At 62.7% G+C, this 15,816-nt stretch carries 17 protein-coding genes; 3 read left to right on the forward strand and 14 right to left on the reverse strand.

Annotated features, from left to right (window positions below; translation table 11 throughout):
• Positions 1-47: 47 nt before the first annotated feature.
• The 4 genes from TQ98_RS10460 to TQ98_RS10475 all read right to left on the reverse strand — a co-directional run bounded on the left by TQ98_RS10460 (position 48) and on the right by TQ98_RS10475 (position 4,570).
• Positions 48-1,004 (reverse strand): alpha/beta hydrolase, encoded by a 957-nt coding sequence (locus tag TQ98_RS10460; protein ID WP_044875357.1) that lies wholly within the window; start codon positions 1,002-1,004, stop codon positions 48-50.
• Between the two features lie 9 nt (positions 1,005-1,013).
• Positions 1,014-2,651: a 3-(methylthio)propionyl-CoA ligase gene (locus tag TQ98_RS10465; protein WP_044875358.1), complete on the reverse strand. Its 1,638-nt coding sequence runs from the start codon at positions 2,649-2,651 to the stop codon at positions 1,014-1,016.
• A 105-nt stretch (positions 2,652-2,756) separates the two neighbouring features.
• The gene (locus TQ98_RS10470; protein ID WP_044875359.1) at positions 2,757-4,256 is read right to left on the reverse strand and encodes an NAD(P)/FAD-dependent oxidoreductase; all 1,500 of its coding nucleotides are present in this window, start codon (positions 4,254-4,256) and stop codon (positions 2,757-2,759) included.
• Between the two features lie 17 nt (positions 4,257-4,273).
• Complete coding sequence (locus TQ98_RS10475; protein WP_044875360.1) at positions 4,274-4,570, reverse strand: hypothetical protein; 297 nt, start codon at positions 4,568-4,570, stop codon at positions 4,274-4,276.
• Here TQ98_RS10475 and TQ98_RS27585 point away from each other — a divergent pair.
• Complete coding sequence (locus TQ98_RS27585; RefSeq protein WP_146036001.1) at positions 4,569-4,772, forward strand: hypothetical protein; 204 nt, start codon at positions 4,569-4,571, stop codon at positions 4,770-4,772. The genes TQ98_RS10475 and TQ98_RS27585 overlap by 2 nt on opposite strands.
• On the opposite strand, the gene TQ98_RS10480 is transcribed toward TQ98_RS27585, so the two are convergent.
• The 7 genes from TQ98_RS10480 to TQ98_RS10510 all read right to left on the reverse strand — a co-directional run bounded on the left by TQ98_RS10480 (position 4,757) and on the right by TQ98_RS10510 (position 11,083).
• Positions 4,757-5,437 (reverse strand): c-type cytochrome, encoded by a 681-nt coding sequence (locus TQ98_RS10480; RefSeq protein ID WP_347337821.1) that lies wholly within the window; start codon positions 5,435-5,437, stop codon positions 4,757-4,759. The genes TQ98_RS27585 and TQ98_RS10480 overlap by 16 nt on opposite strands.
• The gene (locus TQ98_RS10485; protein WP_044875362.1) at positions 5,434-6,921 is read right to left on the reverse strand and encodes an FAD-dependent oxidoreductase; all 1,488 of its coding nucleotides are present in this window, start codon (positions 6,919-6,921) and stop codon (positions 5,434-5,436) included. Before TQ98_RS10485 ends, TQ98_RS10480 begins: the two co-directional genes overlap by 4 nt.
• A 360-nt stretch (positions 6,922-7,281) precedes the next feature.
• Positions 7,282-8,271 carry an extracellular solute-binding protein gene (locus tag TQ98_RS10490; RefSeq protein ID WP_052659276.1) on the reverse strand — a complete coding sequence of 330 codons (990 nt, stop codon included), beginning with the start codon at positions 8,269-8,271 and terminating at the stop codon, positions 7,282-7,284.
• Between the two features lie 348 nt (positions 8,272-8,619).
• Positions 8,620-9,324, reverse strand: coding sequence for a TetR/AcrR family transcriptional regulator (locus tag TQ98_RS10495; protein ID WP_044875363.1), 705 nt, complete (start codon positions 9,322-9,324; stop codon positions 8,620-8,622).
• Positions 9,325-9,479: 155 nt separating this feature from the next.
• Complete coding sequence (locus tag TQ98_RS10500) at positions 9,480-9,776, reverse strand: EthD family reductase (RefSeq protein WP_044875364.1); 297 nt, start codon at positions 9,774-9,776, stop codon at positions 9,480-9,482.
• A 42-nt stretch (positions 9,777-9,818) separates the two neighbouring features.
• Positions 9,819-10,235, reverse strand: coding sequence for a RidA family protein (locus TQ98_RS10505; RefSeq protein WP_044875365.1), 417 nt, complete (start codon positions 10,233-10,235; stop codon positions 9,819-9,821).
• 14 nt (positions 10,236-10,249) lie between these two features.
• Positions 10,250-11,083: a phytanoyl-CoA dioxygenase family protein gene (locus tag TQ98_RS10510; protein ID WP_044875366.1), complete on the reverse strand. Its 834-nt coding sequence runs from the start codon at positions 11,081-11,083 to the stop codon at positions 10,250-10,252.
• A 254-nt stretch (positions 11,084-11,337) separates the two neighbouring features.
• On the opposite strand from TQ98_RS10510, the gene TQ98_RS10515 reads away from it, so the two are divergent.
• Positions 11,338-11,538, forward strand: a complete 201-nt coding sequence (locus TQ98_RS10515; RefSeq protein WP_044875367.1) for a hypothetical protein — start codon at positions 11,338-11,340, stop codon at positions 11,536-11,538.
• On the opposite strand, the gene TQ98_RS10520 is transcribed toward TQ98_RS10515, so the two are convergent.
• The 3 genes from TQ98_RS10520 to TQ98_RS10530 all read right to left on the reverse strand — a co-directional run bounded on the left by TQ98_RS10520 (position 11,535) and on the right by TQ98_RS10530 (position 15,248).
• Entirely contained in the window at positions 11,535-12,203 is a 669-nt protein-coding gene (locus tag TQ98_RS10520) for a DUF882 domain-containing protein (RefSeq protein ID WP_082073325.1), read from the reverse strand. The two genes, TQ98_RS10515 and TQ98_RS10520, sit on opposite strands and share 4 nt — an antisense overlap.
• 350 nt (positions 12,204-12,553) lie before the next feature.
• Complete coding sequence (locus TQ98_RS10525; RefSeq protein WP_044875368.1) at positions 12,554-12,928, reverse strand: helix-turn-helix transcriptional regulator; 375 nt, start codon at positions 12,926-12,928, stop codon at positions 12,554-12,556.
• 355 nt (positions 12,929-13,283) lie between these two features.
• On the reverse strand, positions 13,284-15,248 hold the full coding sequence (locus TQ98_RS10530) for a methyl-accepting chemotaxis protein (protein ID WP_103102934.1): 1,965 nt from the start codon (positions 15,246-15,248) through the stop codon (positions 13,284-13,286).
• A 274-nt stretch (positions 15,249-15,522) separates the two neighbouring features.
• Here TQ98_RS10530 and TQ98_RS10535 point away from each other — a divergent pair, with 274 nt between their 5' ends.
• A complete protein-coding gene (locus TQ98_RS10535) occupies positions 15,523-15,732 on the forward strand; it encodes a hypothetical protein (protein WP_044875371.1) in 210 nt (69 codons plus the stop codon).
• The last annotated feature ends 84 nt before the right edge of the window (positions 15,733-15,816 follow it).

The raw sequence follows: 15,816 nt of genomic DNA on the forward strand, positions 1-15,816 counted from the left end.
GGAAGGCGGTGGGCGGGAGGTATGTCGGGAGACGATTCCCGGCCCCACTAGCCATCCCAGTCCGTGTGGTCGTTGACGAAGCTTTGAATGCGCTGTGCGGCTGCACCGGCCTGGGGCAGGGCAGCGATCATCTGGAAGACATGGGGAAGCCGCTTCCAGATCTCCAGCTGCACCGGCACGCCGGCGGCATCGGCCCTCGCGGCGGCCCGAACGGAGTCATCCAGCAGCATTTCCGTGCTGCCCACCTGGAACAGCAACGGTGGAAGACCGGAAAAGTCTCCGAACAGGGGCGATACCGACGGTTGCGAATAGGTGTCGGCTGGCGCGTAGAAGCCGCGGATGCCCACCGCGAAGGCCAGGTTGAAGATCGGGTCGTGTGGCGCGTTGTCCAGTGCGCTCTTGCCGCTGAGGGTGAAATCCAGGAAGGGTGAGAGCAGCACTGCGCAGCTCGGCAGCGGCTGGTTGGCGGCCTTGAGGTGCTGCAGGGTGGCCATGACCAGGTTGCCGCCGGCGGAGTCGCCGGCGATCACGATGTTCTTGGCCTTGAAACCCTGATCCAGCAACCACTGGTAGGCAGCGAGGCACTCGTGCAGCGCAGTGGGATAGGGGTGTTCGGGGGCCAGGCGGTAATCCAGCAGGAGCGCTCGGGTCTTCAGGGGCGGACACCAGGAGGCCACCATGGCGGCATACACCTCGGGCGTGTGAGCCACGAATGCCCCTCCATGGATATAGAGCAGGACCCGGTCCTGGCGGTAACCCCTGGGCGACAGCCACTGGGCAGCCACCCCATTGCACTCCACGCTTTCCCGTTGCACGTCTGCCAGGAGGGCGTTGGAGGCCTGGCGATTCAGCTGGCGGAATTTTTCACGCAGTTTCGGAATGTCGATGTGCAATCCATGCCGCGACTTCACCGAGATGCGCAGCAGCAGGTTGAGCAGCTCGCTTGCCCAGCGGCCCCGAGTGGGATGGATGACGCGAGTGAAGGCTTGCGCGTGAGTCGTCATGGCGCCACCTCAGGCCTGGACCGGGTTGGCGGTCGGCCAGCGGTACTCGCGCAGCTGTTCACGCAACTGCACCTTGCTGACTTTGCCGGTAGCGGTGTGTGGAATTTCGTCGACGAACACCACGTCATCGGGAATGCAGAACCTGGCGACCTTGCCCGGATACTGGGCCAGGATTTCCTCGCGGCTGACGCCCTGGTCCGCTTTCTTCACGACCACCAGCAATGGACGCTCATCCCATTTCGGATGGGCCATGCCCAGTGCAGCGGCTTCGGCGACTGCCGGATGGGCCATGGCGATGTTTTCCAGTTCGATGGAGCTGATCCACTCGCCGCCGGACTTGATCACGTCCTTGGAACGGTCGGTGATCTGCATGAAGCCGTCCTGGTCCAGGGTGGCCACATCGCCCGTGGGGAACCAGCCGTCCACCAGCGGGCTTTCACCCTTGCGGAAGTACTGGTCGATCACCCAGTGGCCACGGACCATCAGCGCACCTGAAGTCTTGCCGTCGCGGGGCAGGGGGTCGCCGTCGTCATTGACGATCTTCAGGTCGATGCCGAAGGGTGGCCGTCCCTGCTTGACCTCGATGGCGAAGCGCTCTTCGTCATTCAGCTTGAGGTGCGATGCCTTGAGCGTACTGACGGTGCCCATCGGCGACATTTCCGTCATGCCCCAGGCATGTTGAATCTTGATGCCGAAGGCTTTCTTGTAGTTCTGCATCAGCGCCGGGGGGCACGCCGCGCCACCGACAACCATGCGCTTGACGCTCGAAAGCTTCTTGCCGCTTTTCTGCATGTACTGCAACAGGCTGAGCCACACGGTTGGCACGCCGGCGGAAAAGGTTACGCCCTCGCTTTCGAACAGCTCGAAGATGCTTTCGCCATCCAGGCCAGCCCCCGGAAACACCAGCTTGGCGCCAGCCAGGGGTGCCGAGTACGGCAGGCCCCAGGCGTTGACGTGGAACATGGGCACCACGGGTGCGATCACGTCACGACCGGAAAGGGCCAGGGCGTCCGGCAGTGAGCTGGACAGGGCGTGCAGCAGGGTAGAGCGATGGGAATAGAGCACGCCTTTGGGATTGCCCGTGGTCCCCGAGGTGTAGCAAAGGGCGGCCGCCGAGTGTTCATCGAGCTGCGGCCAGGCAAATTCGTCCGACTCTTCGGCCAGCAGGTCTTCGTAGCAGAGCAGGTTCGGGATACCCAGGGCCGGCATGTGCGCACGGTCGGTCATCGCGACCCAGTACTTCACGCTGGGGCATGCAGTTGCAATGGACTCGACCAGCGATGCAAAGCTCAGGTCGAAGAACACGACGCAGTCTTCGGCATCGTTCACGATCCAGCTGATCTGTTCCGGGAACAGGCGCGGATTGATGGTATGGGTGATCGCCCCCATGCCGGAGATTGCGTAGTACAGCTCGAAATGGCGATAGCCGTTCCACGCCAGGGTGCCGACGCGATCGCCCTGTTGAACGCCGAGCTTCTTCAGGGCATTGGCCGCTTTCTTGGCACGCAGATGCGCTTGGGCATAGGTATAACGGTGAAGCGTACCTTCGACCGTGCGGGAGACGATCTCGGTGTCGCCGTGATAGCGCTCTGCATGTTCCAGCAGCGAAGAGACGATTAGCGGCAGCGTCATCATTTGGCCGTGCATGGTGTTCTCGCCTTTTATTTTCATGGGTACTGATTGCCAGACTTGCCCTGTCTCGGGCCGGCAGTTAATGGCGTGGTGGCGTGCGCTTTCGCGAAAGCCGGTTATTCAACCGGCAACTCGCGAAGGTTGTGCTTTGTATGCATCCTGCCTGGCAGGCAGAAACTCCAGGCGGCTGTCTTCGACTGCGTCTTTCAACAACATCTTCTTGTCTCGGCCGTAATGCATGAACACATGCCAGGGGTAGGACTTACCCTGGCGCGGGAGGAAGTGTTGATCGCGTTGAATGTATCCGGACTTCATGGAGTTCATGATTCCGTCATTCAGTGCATTGTGTTCATGATCGTATGGGGTGACGACGTCGAAGTTGTTTTTCTCCATATGCCGGAACAACCGGCAAAGATACTTGGCTGCGAGGCTGACTTTCAGTGTCCAGGAAATGTTGGTGTAGCCGAAGATCCACGCCAGGTTAGGCAGGTTTTCCAGCAATACACCCTTGTAGGTCATTTGTTCGCCAACCGGATACGGGGTGCCATCGATCGACAGCGTCATTCCACCGAGTATCTGCAGCTTGAGTCCGGTCGCCGCGATAATGATGTCGGCCTCCAGTTCCTTGCCGGACTTCAAGAGAATTCCCTTCTCCGTGAAACGCTCAATGTGGTCGGTCTCAACGGAGGCTTTCCCGCTGCGCAGAGACTTGAACAGGTCGCCATCGGGTACGGCACAAAGACGCTCGTCCCAGGGCATGTACTTGGGGGTGAAATGACGCATGTCGACATTCGGGCCGACTTGCTTGCGGACATGGGAGAGGATGATTGAGCGCATCAGCCTCGGCCATTGCCGGCACGCAATGTAGGCGGCGCGGTACATCAGGATATTGCGCTTGCGTGCCAGCCCTTTCGCCCAGCTTGCCGGCATGATGCGGGCCAGTGCGGTGGTCAGCTTGTCGACCGACGGCAGTGAGTAAACATAGGAAGGGGAGCGTTGCAGCATGGTGATATGCCCGGCGGTGTCCGCCATGGCCGGAATCAGCGTGGCTGCGGTGGCACCGCTACCGATCACTACAACTTTCTTGCCCTTGTAGTTCAGGTCTTCAGGCCAGTGTTGCGGGTGAATCCTGATGCCTTTGAAGTTCTCTTCGCCCGGGAACTCGGGGAGGAAACCCTCATCGTGGTTGTAATAACCGGTGCAGCACACAAGGTAGTTGCAACTGTAGTGTTTGATTTCGCCGCTGGGTTCATGCAGGGCAGTCACTTGCCATAGGCGCTGTTGGCTGGACCAGTTTGCGCCGGTGATCTTGAGGCCGTAATGGACTTTATCGGCGATTCCATATTCCGCCGCTGTGTCCTGGATATAACGGCGGAGTGATGCGCCATCGGCGAGAATCTTGGAGCTGTCCCAGAGGCGAAACTTGTAGCCGTAGCTGAGCATGTCCGAGTCAGAGCGGATTCCCGGGTAACGGAAAAGATCCCACGTCCCACCGATGCATTTGCGGCGCTCCAGGATGGCAAGGCTCCTTCCCGGAAACTCTTCGGTCATATGGCAGGCAGTGCCAATTCCGGACAGGCCTGCGCCAATAATCAAAGTGTCGTAATGATGATTGCTCATGAATATCTCCGTGCCTGTCAGAACAAGCAGGGCAATTGATTGATGGAATCGGCTTCAGAAGCGATGAGCCCCATCAATGACGACTCCTGAAGAGCCGAATGGGGAATGCCTGGCACGGGCAAGTCGCGAGCGGACACAACCAGGTTCAGGTTGGTTCTGCTCCCTGCGGAGTTCAGGCGCTGACTGTGCTGCTCATCGGTGTGTCGAAACCGGATGGTCTGGCGGCAAGCAAGGGGGGAGGGTGAGCCACCGGGAACGTCCATGAGGGCGGCGAAAACGTCGCTGGGACCGGGGCGGCTTGTGGAGTCTTTCATGAGCGGAGCTCCTGAAGCTTTTGTTGTTTTGCAGGACTGTAATCCGCTGCAAATATTTACGCAACAGTTGTTATGGAAAAAGATCGTTACGCAAAATTTTGCCGACCTGCGGTCGCAGGGGCGTGTGTGTTTTCCAGAGGGTGTTAGCCGGGTGGGCGATGGCGAGCATCCCTGCCCGCCAGCGGGTCAGTGGGCGCTGTGAGACTGCGCTGGCGCCAGGCCGGAGAGGTAGTGAACCGTGGCCTGGAGTTCCTCATCCGAAAGCGAGCCGGCCATGGCGTTCATGACCTGGCTGGGGTCCTGACGCTGGCCTTGTTTGAAGGCCTGCAACTGGTCGGACAGGTAGTCCGCGCCTTGTCCGGCGATGCGGGGGCCGAGGGGGCCGCCGGAGAGGTTCTCGCCATGGCACGCAATACATCCCTTGGCCGCAACAACCGCCTGCCCACGCTTCGCCAGGGCGTCGTCCGGCTCGGGTGCCTCAGTCGTATCCGGTGTCTGGCGGGAGAAGTAGTCCGCCAGTGCCTTGATCTGCGTATCGCTCAGGTTCGCCGCCAGCGGCCCCATCTGCGCGCTGTGGCGACGGCCTTCGGCAAAGGCGTGCAACTGCGCCTCGATATAGGGCGCCGGCTGACCGGCAAGGGCGGCGTACTGCGCATCCCGTGGCTGGCCGTTGACGCCATGGCAGAGCGCGCAGGAGTCCTGGATCTGCGGCCAGGCGCCGCCATTGGCCTCGTAGGCGATGTAGTACCGGTCCACGGCGTCCATGAACCGATAACCCGCCAGCATTTCCGGACCGACAACGGCTGCCGCTGTCGTCAGGCCCGCCACCATGACGGCGGCGCCGATAAGAAGGACTCGTTTCATCATGCGCTCCTCCCGGCTTTTACCAGCGCCTGGAGGGCCTCGAGTGCTGCCCGGTGGCCGGAGCGCACGGCACCGTCCATGCCGCTGGCCCAGAGATCGGCCGTTTCAGTGCCGGACCAGATCAGGCGACCGACCGGGGGCTTCAGGTACTGGCCCCAGCGGGTCAGGAAGCCGGGTGGTATGGAGCCGACGCAAGTCAGGGTCCAGGGATCGACCTTGCCCCAGTCATGGTCGTGGTACTGGGTGGGGTGCAGCGCTTCGTCGCCCAGTACCTGCGCGTAGATAGCCGACAGGGTGCTCTCGGCGCGCTTGGGATCGTGGGGCAGCTGTGCGGTCCTGACGAAAGCGGCGAGGACACCGACGCTGCCATCCGGGGGCGAGTTGTCGTAGGAGAGGATCAGCGGTCCGTCGGCTTGCGTGATCTGGCCGTTCAGGCCCTGTTCCCGCCAGAACGGGCGCTTATAGACATGCACGGTCTTGCGCATGGGGGCGTGGGAAGGCCAGAGGCGTTGCAACTGCGCACGTCCGTCGGGAAGCGGCGGGTCGAAAACGATCTGGTTGCACAGCGCCGGGTGCAGCGCGGCGATGACCTGGCGGGCGCGAATGACGCCCTGGTCGGTATGGAGTTCGACGACGTCGCGATCCCAGCCGACGATCCTGCGCACCGGGCACGACAATTTGACCTTGTCGCCCAGGGCCTCCGCCATCTTGATGCTGAGAATCTGGGAGCCGCCGACGAAGCGGGTCTCCTGGGCGCCGCCCTTGAACCCCTCGAGCTTCTCCATGCTGCAGTCAGCGGAGTTGATGAGGGAGAGGTAGTGCAACAACGCCAGGTTCGAAGGGGGCGTGCCGGTGGTCAGTCCGATGGACGCATCGAAGCTGAGCCTGGCCTGATTGTCGACCCCCTGCTGCGCCAGCCACTGGCCCACCGAGAGTTGGTCGATGGCCGCCGCATCCGCCGCCGTCCAGGGCTCCTTGCTGGGAACGCCCCGCGCCAATTCATTGAGCTTTTCTGTGATCGGGTTGCTGGCGCCCTGGCCGCTGGTGAGGTCTTCCTCATACTTGGCGCCACCCACCAGATACACGTTCTTGCCCTGGTAGTAGGTGGGGAAGGTGTCGACCTCGAGCTCGCGGGCCAGGTCGAAGATGGAGGTCTGGCCAGGGCCGATCCATTGGCCGCCGGCTTCCGAGACGACCCCGTTGCCCAGGTCGTGGTTGTAGGTGCGGCCACCCACCCGGTCTCGGGCTTCCAGCACGGCGAGGGATTCGCAGCCGGCTCGCTGCAGGTCCCGTGCGGCCGTCAGGCCGGCCAGCCCAGCGCCGATGATGACCACGTCCAGGACGTCTGCCTGTCCTGCCCGCAGTACCTGGGCCGTGGCTCGTCCGCTGAGCGCTATTCCGCCCACCAGGGTCGCGCTTCCAATTGCCTGAAGAAGCAGGCGCCGCCGGCGTGCGGTCAGCGATAAATCATGGTTTTCAGATGCCATCTTCGCCTCGGTCAACTCTATTGTTTTAATTAAGATAACTGACGTTATGTAAAGTACTCCACAACGGGGACGATGCAAAGCGAAGAATGGCGGGAAGGGGACAGCGGCCTGCGTCAGGGTCATGGCAGGGCGAGTAGCAGGTTCATCCTGCTGATCGGGGCATTTGAAATTGGAAACCACGCCCTTAGGACGTGGTCACGAGTAACCGGCTCTGCCTGTTACGACTCAATGTGTCTCAACAGAGCACCGGAGTTGACCAGGTAGGGTGGGGTACGTGCAGGAGTTTCGCTCCAGGTGTATCGGGAGGCCCCGCCCCTTATAGGGACCAAAAGCAAGTCCCCGTTCGACGAACGTGGATGTTTACTCCGGCTTGTCCGCAGCCAGATGAGACCAGGCGGCGTCTATCGCGCGTTTCTGGGAATCGGACTGCCGCTCCAGGAAGAACAGACGCCTGCGTTCTTCCTGGCTCGGGATGGCCAGGTCGGGAAGCAGTTGTCGATTGCGTTCGAGATCCAGGTCGAAGCTGGGGATGAAGTGGGTCGCCGTGGCGTTTCGCGCCGCAATGCCAGGTTGCAGCATGTAGTCGATGAAGCGGTAGGCCGCTTCGCGGTTCGGGGCATTGCGGGGAATGGCCAGGCTGTCGATGAACATCAGCCCGCCTTCAAGGGGAATGCTGAAGCGGAGCGCGCCCTTGTCGTTGGCCATGGCGGCAATGCCGTTCCAGGTGATGGCCGCGCATATCCGGCCTTCGGAAAGCTGGGAAACGAGGTCCGTGAAGGCTTTCGGGCCAAGGGGGACCCCCAGATCGCCGATTTCGCGAGTCGCCTTGTCGATGCCACGGGCGCTCTGGGTGCGGAGGTTCTTGCCGCGGTAGTTCAGGTACAGGGAAAGGGTCTGTTCCGGCTCGTTGTGCAAGACCGCGCCACAAGCTTTCAGCTTGCCTGCACTGGCCGGGTCGAAGAGGACGCTCCAGCTGTTCGCGACGGGCGCCTGCAGTGCCTGAGACGCTGCGCGCTCATTGACGACGAGGCCCACGGTGCCCCACATGTAGGGCGCAACGTACTGGTCGGCCCGGCCCTTGGAGGTCAGTTTGGCCAGCAGCTCGTCGCTCACTTCGGCCCGGTTCGGCAGATCAGCCACGTCCAGCTCGAGAAGCTGGTTTTCCTTGATCAGGCGCTCAAGCTGGAAATCAGTGGGGACGATGACGTCGAAGCGCTTGCCGGAGGCCAGGTCCGCCTCCAGTTCCGCCGCTGTCGCGAACTGGCTGTACTCGACCCTGATGCCGGTATCCCGCTCGAAATCACGGAGCACGTCCGGGGCGATGTAATCCGCCCAGTTGTGCACCTTCACGACGTTCTCCGCGCTTGCCTGAAGCGCCAGGAGCGAGAGTCCGATACCTAGCAGTCGCCTGATGCGGGCCGGTATTCCACGACGGTCGTAACGGGGGGCTCGTCCCCCCTTGGACAGCGATAACACCTTGGTTCCCAGGTCCATCTTCGCCCTCAACACATGGTTGTTTTTTAATTATTGTTTCATGCGTTACGCAAAATACATGAGTTTCCATTTCGTGCAAGGGAAAAAGCTGCAGGCATGCGCAGGCAGCGCAAGACGCTCGGTCGCGAGGCGTATGAAGGGGGAAGGGACGGCAGGAGAAGAGGGGGGAAGTCGGGCCCCGCACGGGGCCCGTCGGTGCGCAGATTACTGTGCGGTGGCCTTGGCTTTGGACGAGCGCTTGGAGGCCTTCGGTGGGGAAATCAGGGTGATCAGCGCTTCGAGCAGCGCCTGCCCACGTTCCGCGCTGAAACGCTCGGGTTCGATCGGCAGCATCATCAGCCAGCCATCGCTGATGGCGCTCACCTGGTCGGCCAGCAGGTCGGCGGCGATATCGTCGCGGATCTTGCCCTGGCGCTGCCCATCCTCCAGGACCGAGGTGAAGACCTCGCGAAACCGGGCGTAGCGTTGCTTGATGACGCCGGCGAACGCCGGCTCGTGACGAGCGTGCGTGAGCAGTTGCAGCCAGGCCAGCCAGTTGCTCGGTTCGTCGGAACTGATCCAATCCAGCCACTGCTGGACGAGCGCCATGATGTCGATCTGCTCGCGATTGATTTCCAGGAGCGTGTCGACCCTGTCGAACAGATTCTGGGCGACCTCGCTGACCATTTCTTCCTTGTTGGCGAAGTAGTAGGTCACCGCGCCCGTGGTGCACCCGGCGTGCTGCGCCACCTTGCGCATCGAGGCACCGGCATAACCTTCCTGGGCGATCACTGTGATCGCCGCCGCCAGCAACTCGGCTCGCTTGGCATTGTGGTCACCGACAGGCCGGCCCCTGCGTACGGCGGGTTCGGACTCGTTATCGCTCGCGCGCTGGGTTCCGGATTGGGGGCGGGTCTTGGCGTCAGGCATGGGGACTCGGGAACATCGTCAGGTCGGTTGGAAAGGTCGTGGCCGCTGGCTGCGACTCACCAGGGCGGCCCAGCATAGGGAAATTGCTGGAATAAAGCACCCACGGAGGGCCAGCGCCGGGGTGGGGCACTTCCGCCGGCCCCACCAGGTGCCCCTCAGTCGTCCGCGCGGAAGATCACCGGTGCGATGTTGGTGAAGTTTGGCACGTCGCTGATCACCTCGCGCGTCATCGGGGAGGCCAGGGCGGCATCGATTCCGGTCTGGTCGGCGAAACGCAGGATCACCATGCCGGCCAGGGGCTGGGGGGCGGCAGCGGGAAACAGGACCTCCGCCGATTGCAGGCCGAACTCGCCCCACGCGGCCTGGGCCAGTGGTAGGTGGGTGGACAGGTAGTAATCCCGGTCGAAGGTCGAGCCGGCGGCCAGGGGGTAGCTTACGGTCAGGGTAGCCATGGACAGTCCTTGTGCTTGTTGTGGATGAGGAAGGACACGGGTTCAGGCGTCGCCGCATCCGGCGACGGCTATGGCGCGGATCTCCACGCGCAGTTCGGGAAGGGCGAGTTGCGAGATGCCGACGGCGGTCCAGGAGGGATAGCGGTCGGGGAAGTAGTGGTCCTTGACCTGGGTGAAGGCCGGCATGTCGCCCCGGAGGTCGGTGTGGAAGGTCATCAGCTCGACCACATCGGCCAGGCTGGCGCCGGCTGCTTCGAGGACGGACTTCAGGGCCTGGAAGGCCAACTGCGCTTGCTCCTCCATGTCCTTGCCCGGCGTCATCGCGGCGTCGATCCCCACCTGGCCGGAGACCCAGATCATGTCGCCCACGCGGGTGGCCTGGGAGAAGTGGAAGTTGTCGTAGAACACCTGGGTCGGCGGCGGATTGATGGACTGTCGCTTGAGATTCTGGGCATTCATCGTCGGCGCTCCTCTCAGACGAGTTGGCGGAAGGTTGGGTGGCGGAAAGGTTCGCCGGCGTTCAGGGTCGAGAGTTGCTCGCTGAACAGGACGCCTTGCCTCGGATAGCCCGAATCGCTGTGCTCCGGCAGCGGATGGAAGGTGGCGTCGTCGCCGAAGAAGCGGAAGACGAAGGTGTGGCGATCCGGGAAATCTGCGTCGACCGGTGCTCCGCCGTGGAGCGAGCCGGGGTGCAGCAGCACCACGTCCCCGGGCTCGGTGGCCCAGGACAGGATCTCGTAGGCGCCGGGGTTCATCCGGCGCTCGGCTTCGACATCGGGCAGGCGGGGCAGGGCGTCACCGCCATGCAGGGGCTGAGTCGGGTCATTGGGGTCGCGGAACGTGGTGCCGTCGTAGCGCGGGCCGCGATGGGAGCCACGCACGATCTCCAGCGCGTTCTTCCGGGGAACGGACTCGAAGCTGATCCAGGCATTGCCCCAGTGATGACCGGCCCAGGGCAGGTAGGAGGTGTCCTGGTGCCAGAGCGTGCGGGCGCCGTGCCCGCCGGCCTTGAGGAACACTTCCTCGGCGAAGTACCAGACGTTCTCCGAACCCCAGAGATCAGCGAACAGCTGGCCGAAGGGCAGGGAGGACACCAGCTCTTCCAGTCGTTCCTTGGCCAGCGGATTGGCGTTGTCGACGTGGGACTGCTGCTCGGTTCCATTGAACATCCGGGTAGCGTGGGGGCCGTGGTTTTCCACGGCCCAGTCGTACGCATCGCGGCACCGTGTCAGCTGCTCCTCGTTCAGCAGGCCTTTGATCAGGACCGTCCCGTCTTCCAGAAACGCCTTGCGTAGTGCGTCGTTCATGGTGCTGTCTCCCAGGAAGTTTCACTAAGGTAAGCCGGAGCGTAGCAGTCACATTTAATTAGCGCAACGACTGTTATGTTAATAAGTGGAGCGCCGTTATTGCCGGAATCCAGAAGGCCGATATCGGGCTGTAGGGCACGTCTTCACTTCAATTACGTCCCGGCAACGCCTTCTCCATCTGTCCCCTGCGCTGGTCGCTGATATGTCCACCACGCTATAGTCCGCGCCCCTCCAATCCCTCTCGGTAGCTTGCTATGGACGAAGACCTCGACCTCCCGGAACCCGAGCACGATTACCTGCTGGACAACGGCGACGATCTGGACGACGAGTTCGATGATGAGGAGGCGGACCCGCTGGATGCCCCGGAAGGGGCGTGCGATTACTGCGGCGAGCTTACCGATCGGACGGACCGGCGCGGTCAGTTCGTCTGTGCTGACTGCGCCGATCCGGATTAGCTGTAACCCTCATCCCCATCCAGCACGGCAAGTGCCCATTCCTCCTGGCCGGGCTCCAGCAGTTCGGCCACGCGCCAGGTTCGGACGCGCCCTACATCGACGTGGATGAAGCCCTTCGAGGGATAGAAGCCCACACCGCCGGCGCCGATGCCCCGGACCAGCTTGCCCAGCCGTTCGACGCTCACGCCAGGAATGCGGATGTCGGCGGCCATGCCGCGGATATGCAGGGAATGCCTGGCGGCACCCTCCAGCGTGGCGTTGTGTTGCGGGGTGCGGTAGCCGCTGTTGACGAGGATGCGCGTGGGCAGCTTGTTGATGCGCAACCACGCCTGGATCAGGAAGAGCAGGTCGAACAGCTTGACGTTGATCTTGACCGTGGACTTGTACTTCACGTCTCGCAGGATGCGGCAGCCCTGGCGGTAGCCGGCCATGTCCCAGCCCTTGCCCTTGCGGAAATAGCAAAAGCTGGCGACTTCGCCGGATGCAGGGCGCTCCAGGCGCAGGTAGCGGTCGCGATTGAGGATGCGGGCATGGATGTTCTGGGGCCGCCGGAGGGTCACGTCGATCCTGGCGGCGGCCGCATCACCGGTCACCAGCAGCGCAGTGAAGGCGGCGAAGGCCTTGAGCAACTGGCGTCGTGATATGCCTGGGGTGGAAGCAGCCATGGCTGACCGCTCTTCATGGGCCGGGTTCCCGACTATACACCCGGTCGAACAGGCTCCGGGACCTCATTGGAAAGCCCCGCATTTGCGGGGCTTGCAGGGTTCAGCGGTGGCCTCTCCTGTACCCGCCCCTGTACCAATCATCATGGTCGCGGTGACTGTCCCAGCCGCCACGGTAGTGGTCGTGGTCATGGTCGTAGCGGTAAATGATGCACCCCCCGCTGCTGGCAAGAACGGCGGCCAGCAGGGTAACTCTGATGACGTGGCCAAGCATGGGCGGTACCTCTCAAGGCAAGGGAAATGACTCCCCATACCTTTGAGACAGTCCAGAGGTGGAAAGGGTCGGCTCGGGTTCAGTCTTCCGGGCGTTCCAGGCGCTGGGCGATGAGTTCCAGCAGGAGAAGGTCCTGCTCCACCAGGCGACCCTGGCTGGCGGCCTGCATGAGTCGGTCCAGCACCTGGCGCGAGCGAAGGCTGAGCTTCTCTTCAGGCTCGTAACGGCCTTCTTCGGATTCGGCAATCAGCATGGCGGGATTCAGCAGGTCGTTGAGCGTCACCCTCAACGCCTTGGCGATTCGCCTCAGGTCATCGAACGAGGGTTCCCGGGTGTCCCTTTCGTAGTTACCGATGCGGGATTGGGACTCCCAACCACACTCATTGGCCAGGGCCTGCTGCGAGAGTCCTTTCACCTTTCGGTAGTGCGCGATGCGCGATCCAAGCGTGTTCATGCCGCGAATCTTAATGACGGAATGAATCGTCCCTGGTTCACTTATCGTGTTTGCGTAATAAGCGAAACGTGATTATCGTAGGCCGCAGCCATGGCTCTGCCAAGCCCCTTCAAGGATGACGAGGAAAACCCGCATGGCCAGGGCGGTTCCGCCATTACCAGGAGGATCGAGGTTCGGGATCGCAGTGTCTCGATACTGCGATGACCCTGGCACCGCATGTCGCAATGCGGTGTGGCGGCGGCGCCATCCAGGCCGCAACTGCAGCGGCCCCTGGGATACAGGGCTACCCCGCTGATGTGATCCCCTGCTTCTAACAAGCCCCCTGTCCGCGCAAGCGGGCAGGGGGCTTGTGCGTTCAGGCGAGGCGGAAGCGGTTGACCTCGGTCTGCAGTTCGCTGCCCAGGCGGGCAAGGTCGATGCTGGCGGCGGATGTTTCCTCGGTGGCGGCGGCGGATTGCTCCGCCACATCACGAATGTTGGTGACGCTGCGGTTGATCTCCTCGGCCACCGCGCTTTGTTGCTCGGCGGCTGTGGCGATCTGCTGGTTGAGTTGCTGGATGTTGGAGACGGAACTGTTGATGGCCTCCAGGGCGTCGCCGGCCTGCTTGGCCGCGTCCACGGTATCGCCGGCCTGGGTGCGGCTGCGTCCCATCATGTCCACGGCGCTCTGGGCACCATCCTGCAGGGTGCTGACCAACTGTTCTATCTGGGTGGTGGACTCCTGGGTGCGGCGGGCAAGGGCCCGTACCTCGTCCGCCACGACGGCGAACCCGCGTCCCGCTTCGCCGGCCCGGGCTGCTTCGATGGCCGCATTGAGGGCGAGCAGGTTGGTCTGTTCAGCGATGCTCTTGATCACATCGAGCACGGCACCAATGTTGGTGCTGTCATGCTTGAGCCGCTCGATGGCGCCGGCCGACTGTTCAATGGCCCGGGCCAGGCTTTCGATGCGCTGGATGGCTTGCTGTACCACGGCGGTCCCGTGCTGCGCCTGGCGGTCGGCGTGGCCGGCGGAGTCGGCGGCAGATTCGGCGTTGCGGGCGACGTCCTGCACCGTGGTGACCATCTGGTGCATGGCCGTGGCCACTTGCTCGGTTTCCATCTTCTGCTGGGTGACGCCGGCGCTGGTCTGCTCGGTGACAGCGGACATCTCCTCGGCGGCGGTGGCCAGCTGTTCGATGCCATTGCTGAGACGCGTGAGCAGGCCCCGCAGGCTTTCGGTCATGTCCTGCATGGCCTGCATCAGTTGACCTAGTTCGTCCTTGCGGTCGCTGTGGATGTCCGAGGTCAGGTCGCCGGCTGCCACCTTGCGGGCCTGGTGCACGGCCTGGCGCAAGGGCGTGACGATCAGTTGGGCGATCAGCAAGGCCGCCAGCAGCCCGACCACGAAACCGATGGCGGCCGAGCTGGCGAGGATGGTCTTGGCCTGACGGGCGTCGGCTTCCAGCAATTGCAGCTGCATGTTGAGTGCGTCGGTGGAAGAGTCCGAGATGCCCGAGGCGCGAGTAGCGAGTTCGGACTCGGATTTGTCGTGGGACTGAACGCTTTGTTGCAGGTTGGCGAACTCGCTGCGGTAGCGCTCGATCTGCTTGCGTGCCGAAACGAGGTCTTCCTGGGCGCTGGGATCGCCGATCCGGGCGGCCAGCTCATCGGCCCGGTCATCGAGGGAGTCGAAGAGAGCGTTGAGCTTGTCGGCGTCCTGGTTGTCGCCGCGCATGATGAAGTTCTTCTCGTGGCGCCGTGCGGCGAGCATGTCCTTGGCCATGCCCGAGGCGTGGTTCGCGCTTTCCAGGGCGCGAATGCCATTCTCGTCGCCGCTCTGGCGGATTTGCTGCAAGGCCTCCTGGGTCAGGTGCTGTTCCAGTTCGTCGAACTGCTTGAGCGCCTCGCGGGCCGCTTCCTCCATGCTCGCCTGGGTGTCGCGCTTGCCGTGCTCGGCTTCTACCAGCGCGGCCAGTTTCAGTTGGTATTGGCCGAGATCCGTCTGGATCTGTTTCATCAGGTCGATGGTTCTGGGGATGGTCATCACCTTCAGGGCGTTGTCGGCGATGCCCTGGATCTCCCCGATGATCTGCAATGCGCTGCGGATGGACTGCTCGTCGCTGCGGATGATGAAGTCTTTTTCGTGCTGGCGAACCTGGTAGAGCTTGGTGTCGATTTCACTGACCCGCAGCAGGATGTCGAAACGGTGCAGGGCGCCCTCCAGTGCACGCCAGCTGGTCCAGGCCACGAGCAGGGTGATGGCGAGAACCAGGCCGAATCCGGTGAGCAGCTTCTGGCGGACGCTGAGGTCGTTGAAAAAGCACTGGATCGGGCCGTTCATGACGCACGGCTCGCATCGAGGTGGCGATTGGGGAGAGAAAGGACGCGCGAAAGGCTGGGGCAGGCGGGGAAGGGCATCGTTTGACTTCCTGTCAGCGGGCGCCATCCGAAACTGATGGCTTAGAGCCACCTATATAGACGCCCCATTTTCGTGCTGCCCAGTTTGCGGACGGACGGCTCATCGTTGTCATGGATAGGCACTATCGAGACAACTGATTTCTATTGATCGACTCCGGCCCATAGTCTTTGCCCCATGCAAGGCGATGGAGGTGGTTATGTCCCGCGTTGATGTCATGTCCCTGGTGGGTACCGCAGTTCCGGAGTCGCTTCGGGCCGCCGGCCATATGGCCTGCTGGTTCGTGGTGGTGGATGGCGAGATGCGTTCCGGCCCCTTCACCTCTCGGGAAGCGGCGGGTGCCAGCAAGTCGATCTGGCTGCTGGAACTGGCACGACGCCAGCGAGGCGCCTACGGCCTGGCAGCCTGAGTCACACCGCCATCGCTCAACCTTTTTGTTCCTCGCTCCTCCTTTGGCCCGCCTTTATGGCGGGCATTTTGTTTGTGCGACCGG

Origin of the sequence: Pseudomonas sp. LFM046 (assembly GCF_000949385.2) — a bacterium.
In the GTDB taxonomy this organism is placed as follows: domain Bacteria; phylum Pseudomonadota; class Gammaproteobacteria; order Pseudomonadales; family Pseudomonadaceae; genus Metapseudomonas.

Excerpts from the sequence above, each read along its gene's own strand:
- TQ98_RS10460 (WP_044875357.1), bottom strand. The coding sequence starts at position 1,004 with ATGACGACTCACGCGCAAGCCTTCACTCGCGTCATCCATCCCACTCGG.
- TQ98_RS10465 (WP_044875358.1), bottom strand. The coding sequence starts at position 2,651 with ATGCACGGCCAAATGATGACGCTGCCGCTAATCGTCTCTTCGCTGCTG.
- TQ98_RS10470 (WP_044875359.1), bottom strand. The coding sequence starts at position 4,256 with ATGAGCAATCATCATTACGACACTTTGATTATTGGCGCAGGCCTGTCC.
- TQ98_RS27585 (WP_146036001.1), top strand. The coding sequence starts at position 4,569 with ATGAGCGGAGCTCCTGAAGCTTTTGTTGTTTTGCAGGACTGTAATCCG.
- TQ98_RS10475 (WP_044875360.1), bottom strand. The coding sequence starts at position 4,570 with ATGAAAGACTCCACAAGCCGCCCCGGTCCCAGCGACGTTTTCGCCGCC.
- TQ98_RS10480 (WP_347337821.1), bottom strand. The coding sequence starts at position 5,437 with ATGATGAAACGAGTCCTTCTTATCGGCGCCGCCGTCATGGTGGCGGGC.
- TQ98_RS10485 (WP_044875362.1), bottom strand. The coding sequence starts at position 6,921 with ATGGCATCTGAAAACCATGATTTATCGCTGACCGCACGCCGGCGGCGC.
- TQ98_RS10495 (WP_044875363.1), bottom strand. The coding sequence starts at position 9,324 with ATGCCTGACGCCAAGACCCGCCCCCAATCCGGAACCCAGCGCGCGAGC.
- TQ98_RS10500 (WP_044875364.1), bottom strand. The coding sequence starts at position 9,776 with ATGGCTACCCTGACCGTAAGCTACCCCCTGGCCGCCGGCTCGACCTTC.
- TQ98_RS10505 (WP_044875365.1), bottom strand. The coding sequence starts at position 10,235 with ATGAATGCCCAGAATCTCAAGCGACAGTCCATCAATCCGCCGCCGACC.
- TQ98_RS10510 (WP_044875366.1), bottom strand. The coding sequence starts at position 11,083 with ATGAACGACGCACTACGCAAGGCGTTTCTGGAAGACGGGACGGTCCTG.
- TQ98_RS10515 (WP_044875367.1), top strand. The coding sequence starts at position 11,338 with ATGGACGAAGACCTCGACCTCCCGGAACCCGAGCACGATTACCTGCTG.
- TQ98_RS10520 (WP_082073325.1), bottom strand. The coding sequence starts at position 12,203 with ATGGCTGCTTCCACCCCAGGCATATCACGACGCCAGTTGCTCAAGGCC.
- TQ98_RS10525 (WP_044875368.1), bottom strand. The coding sequence starts at position 12,928 with ATGAACACGCTTGGATCGCGCATCGCGCACTACCGAAAGGTGAAAGGA.
- TQ98_RS10530 (WP_103102934.1), bottom strand. The coding sequence starts at position 15,248 with ATGAACGGCCCGATCCAGTGCTTTTTCAACGACCTCAGCGTCCGCCAG.
- TQ98_RS10535 (WP_044875371.1), top strand. The coding sequence starts at position 15,523 with ATGTCCCGCGTTGATGTCATGTCCCTGGTGGGTACCGCAGTTCCGGAG.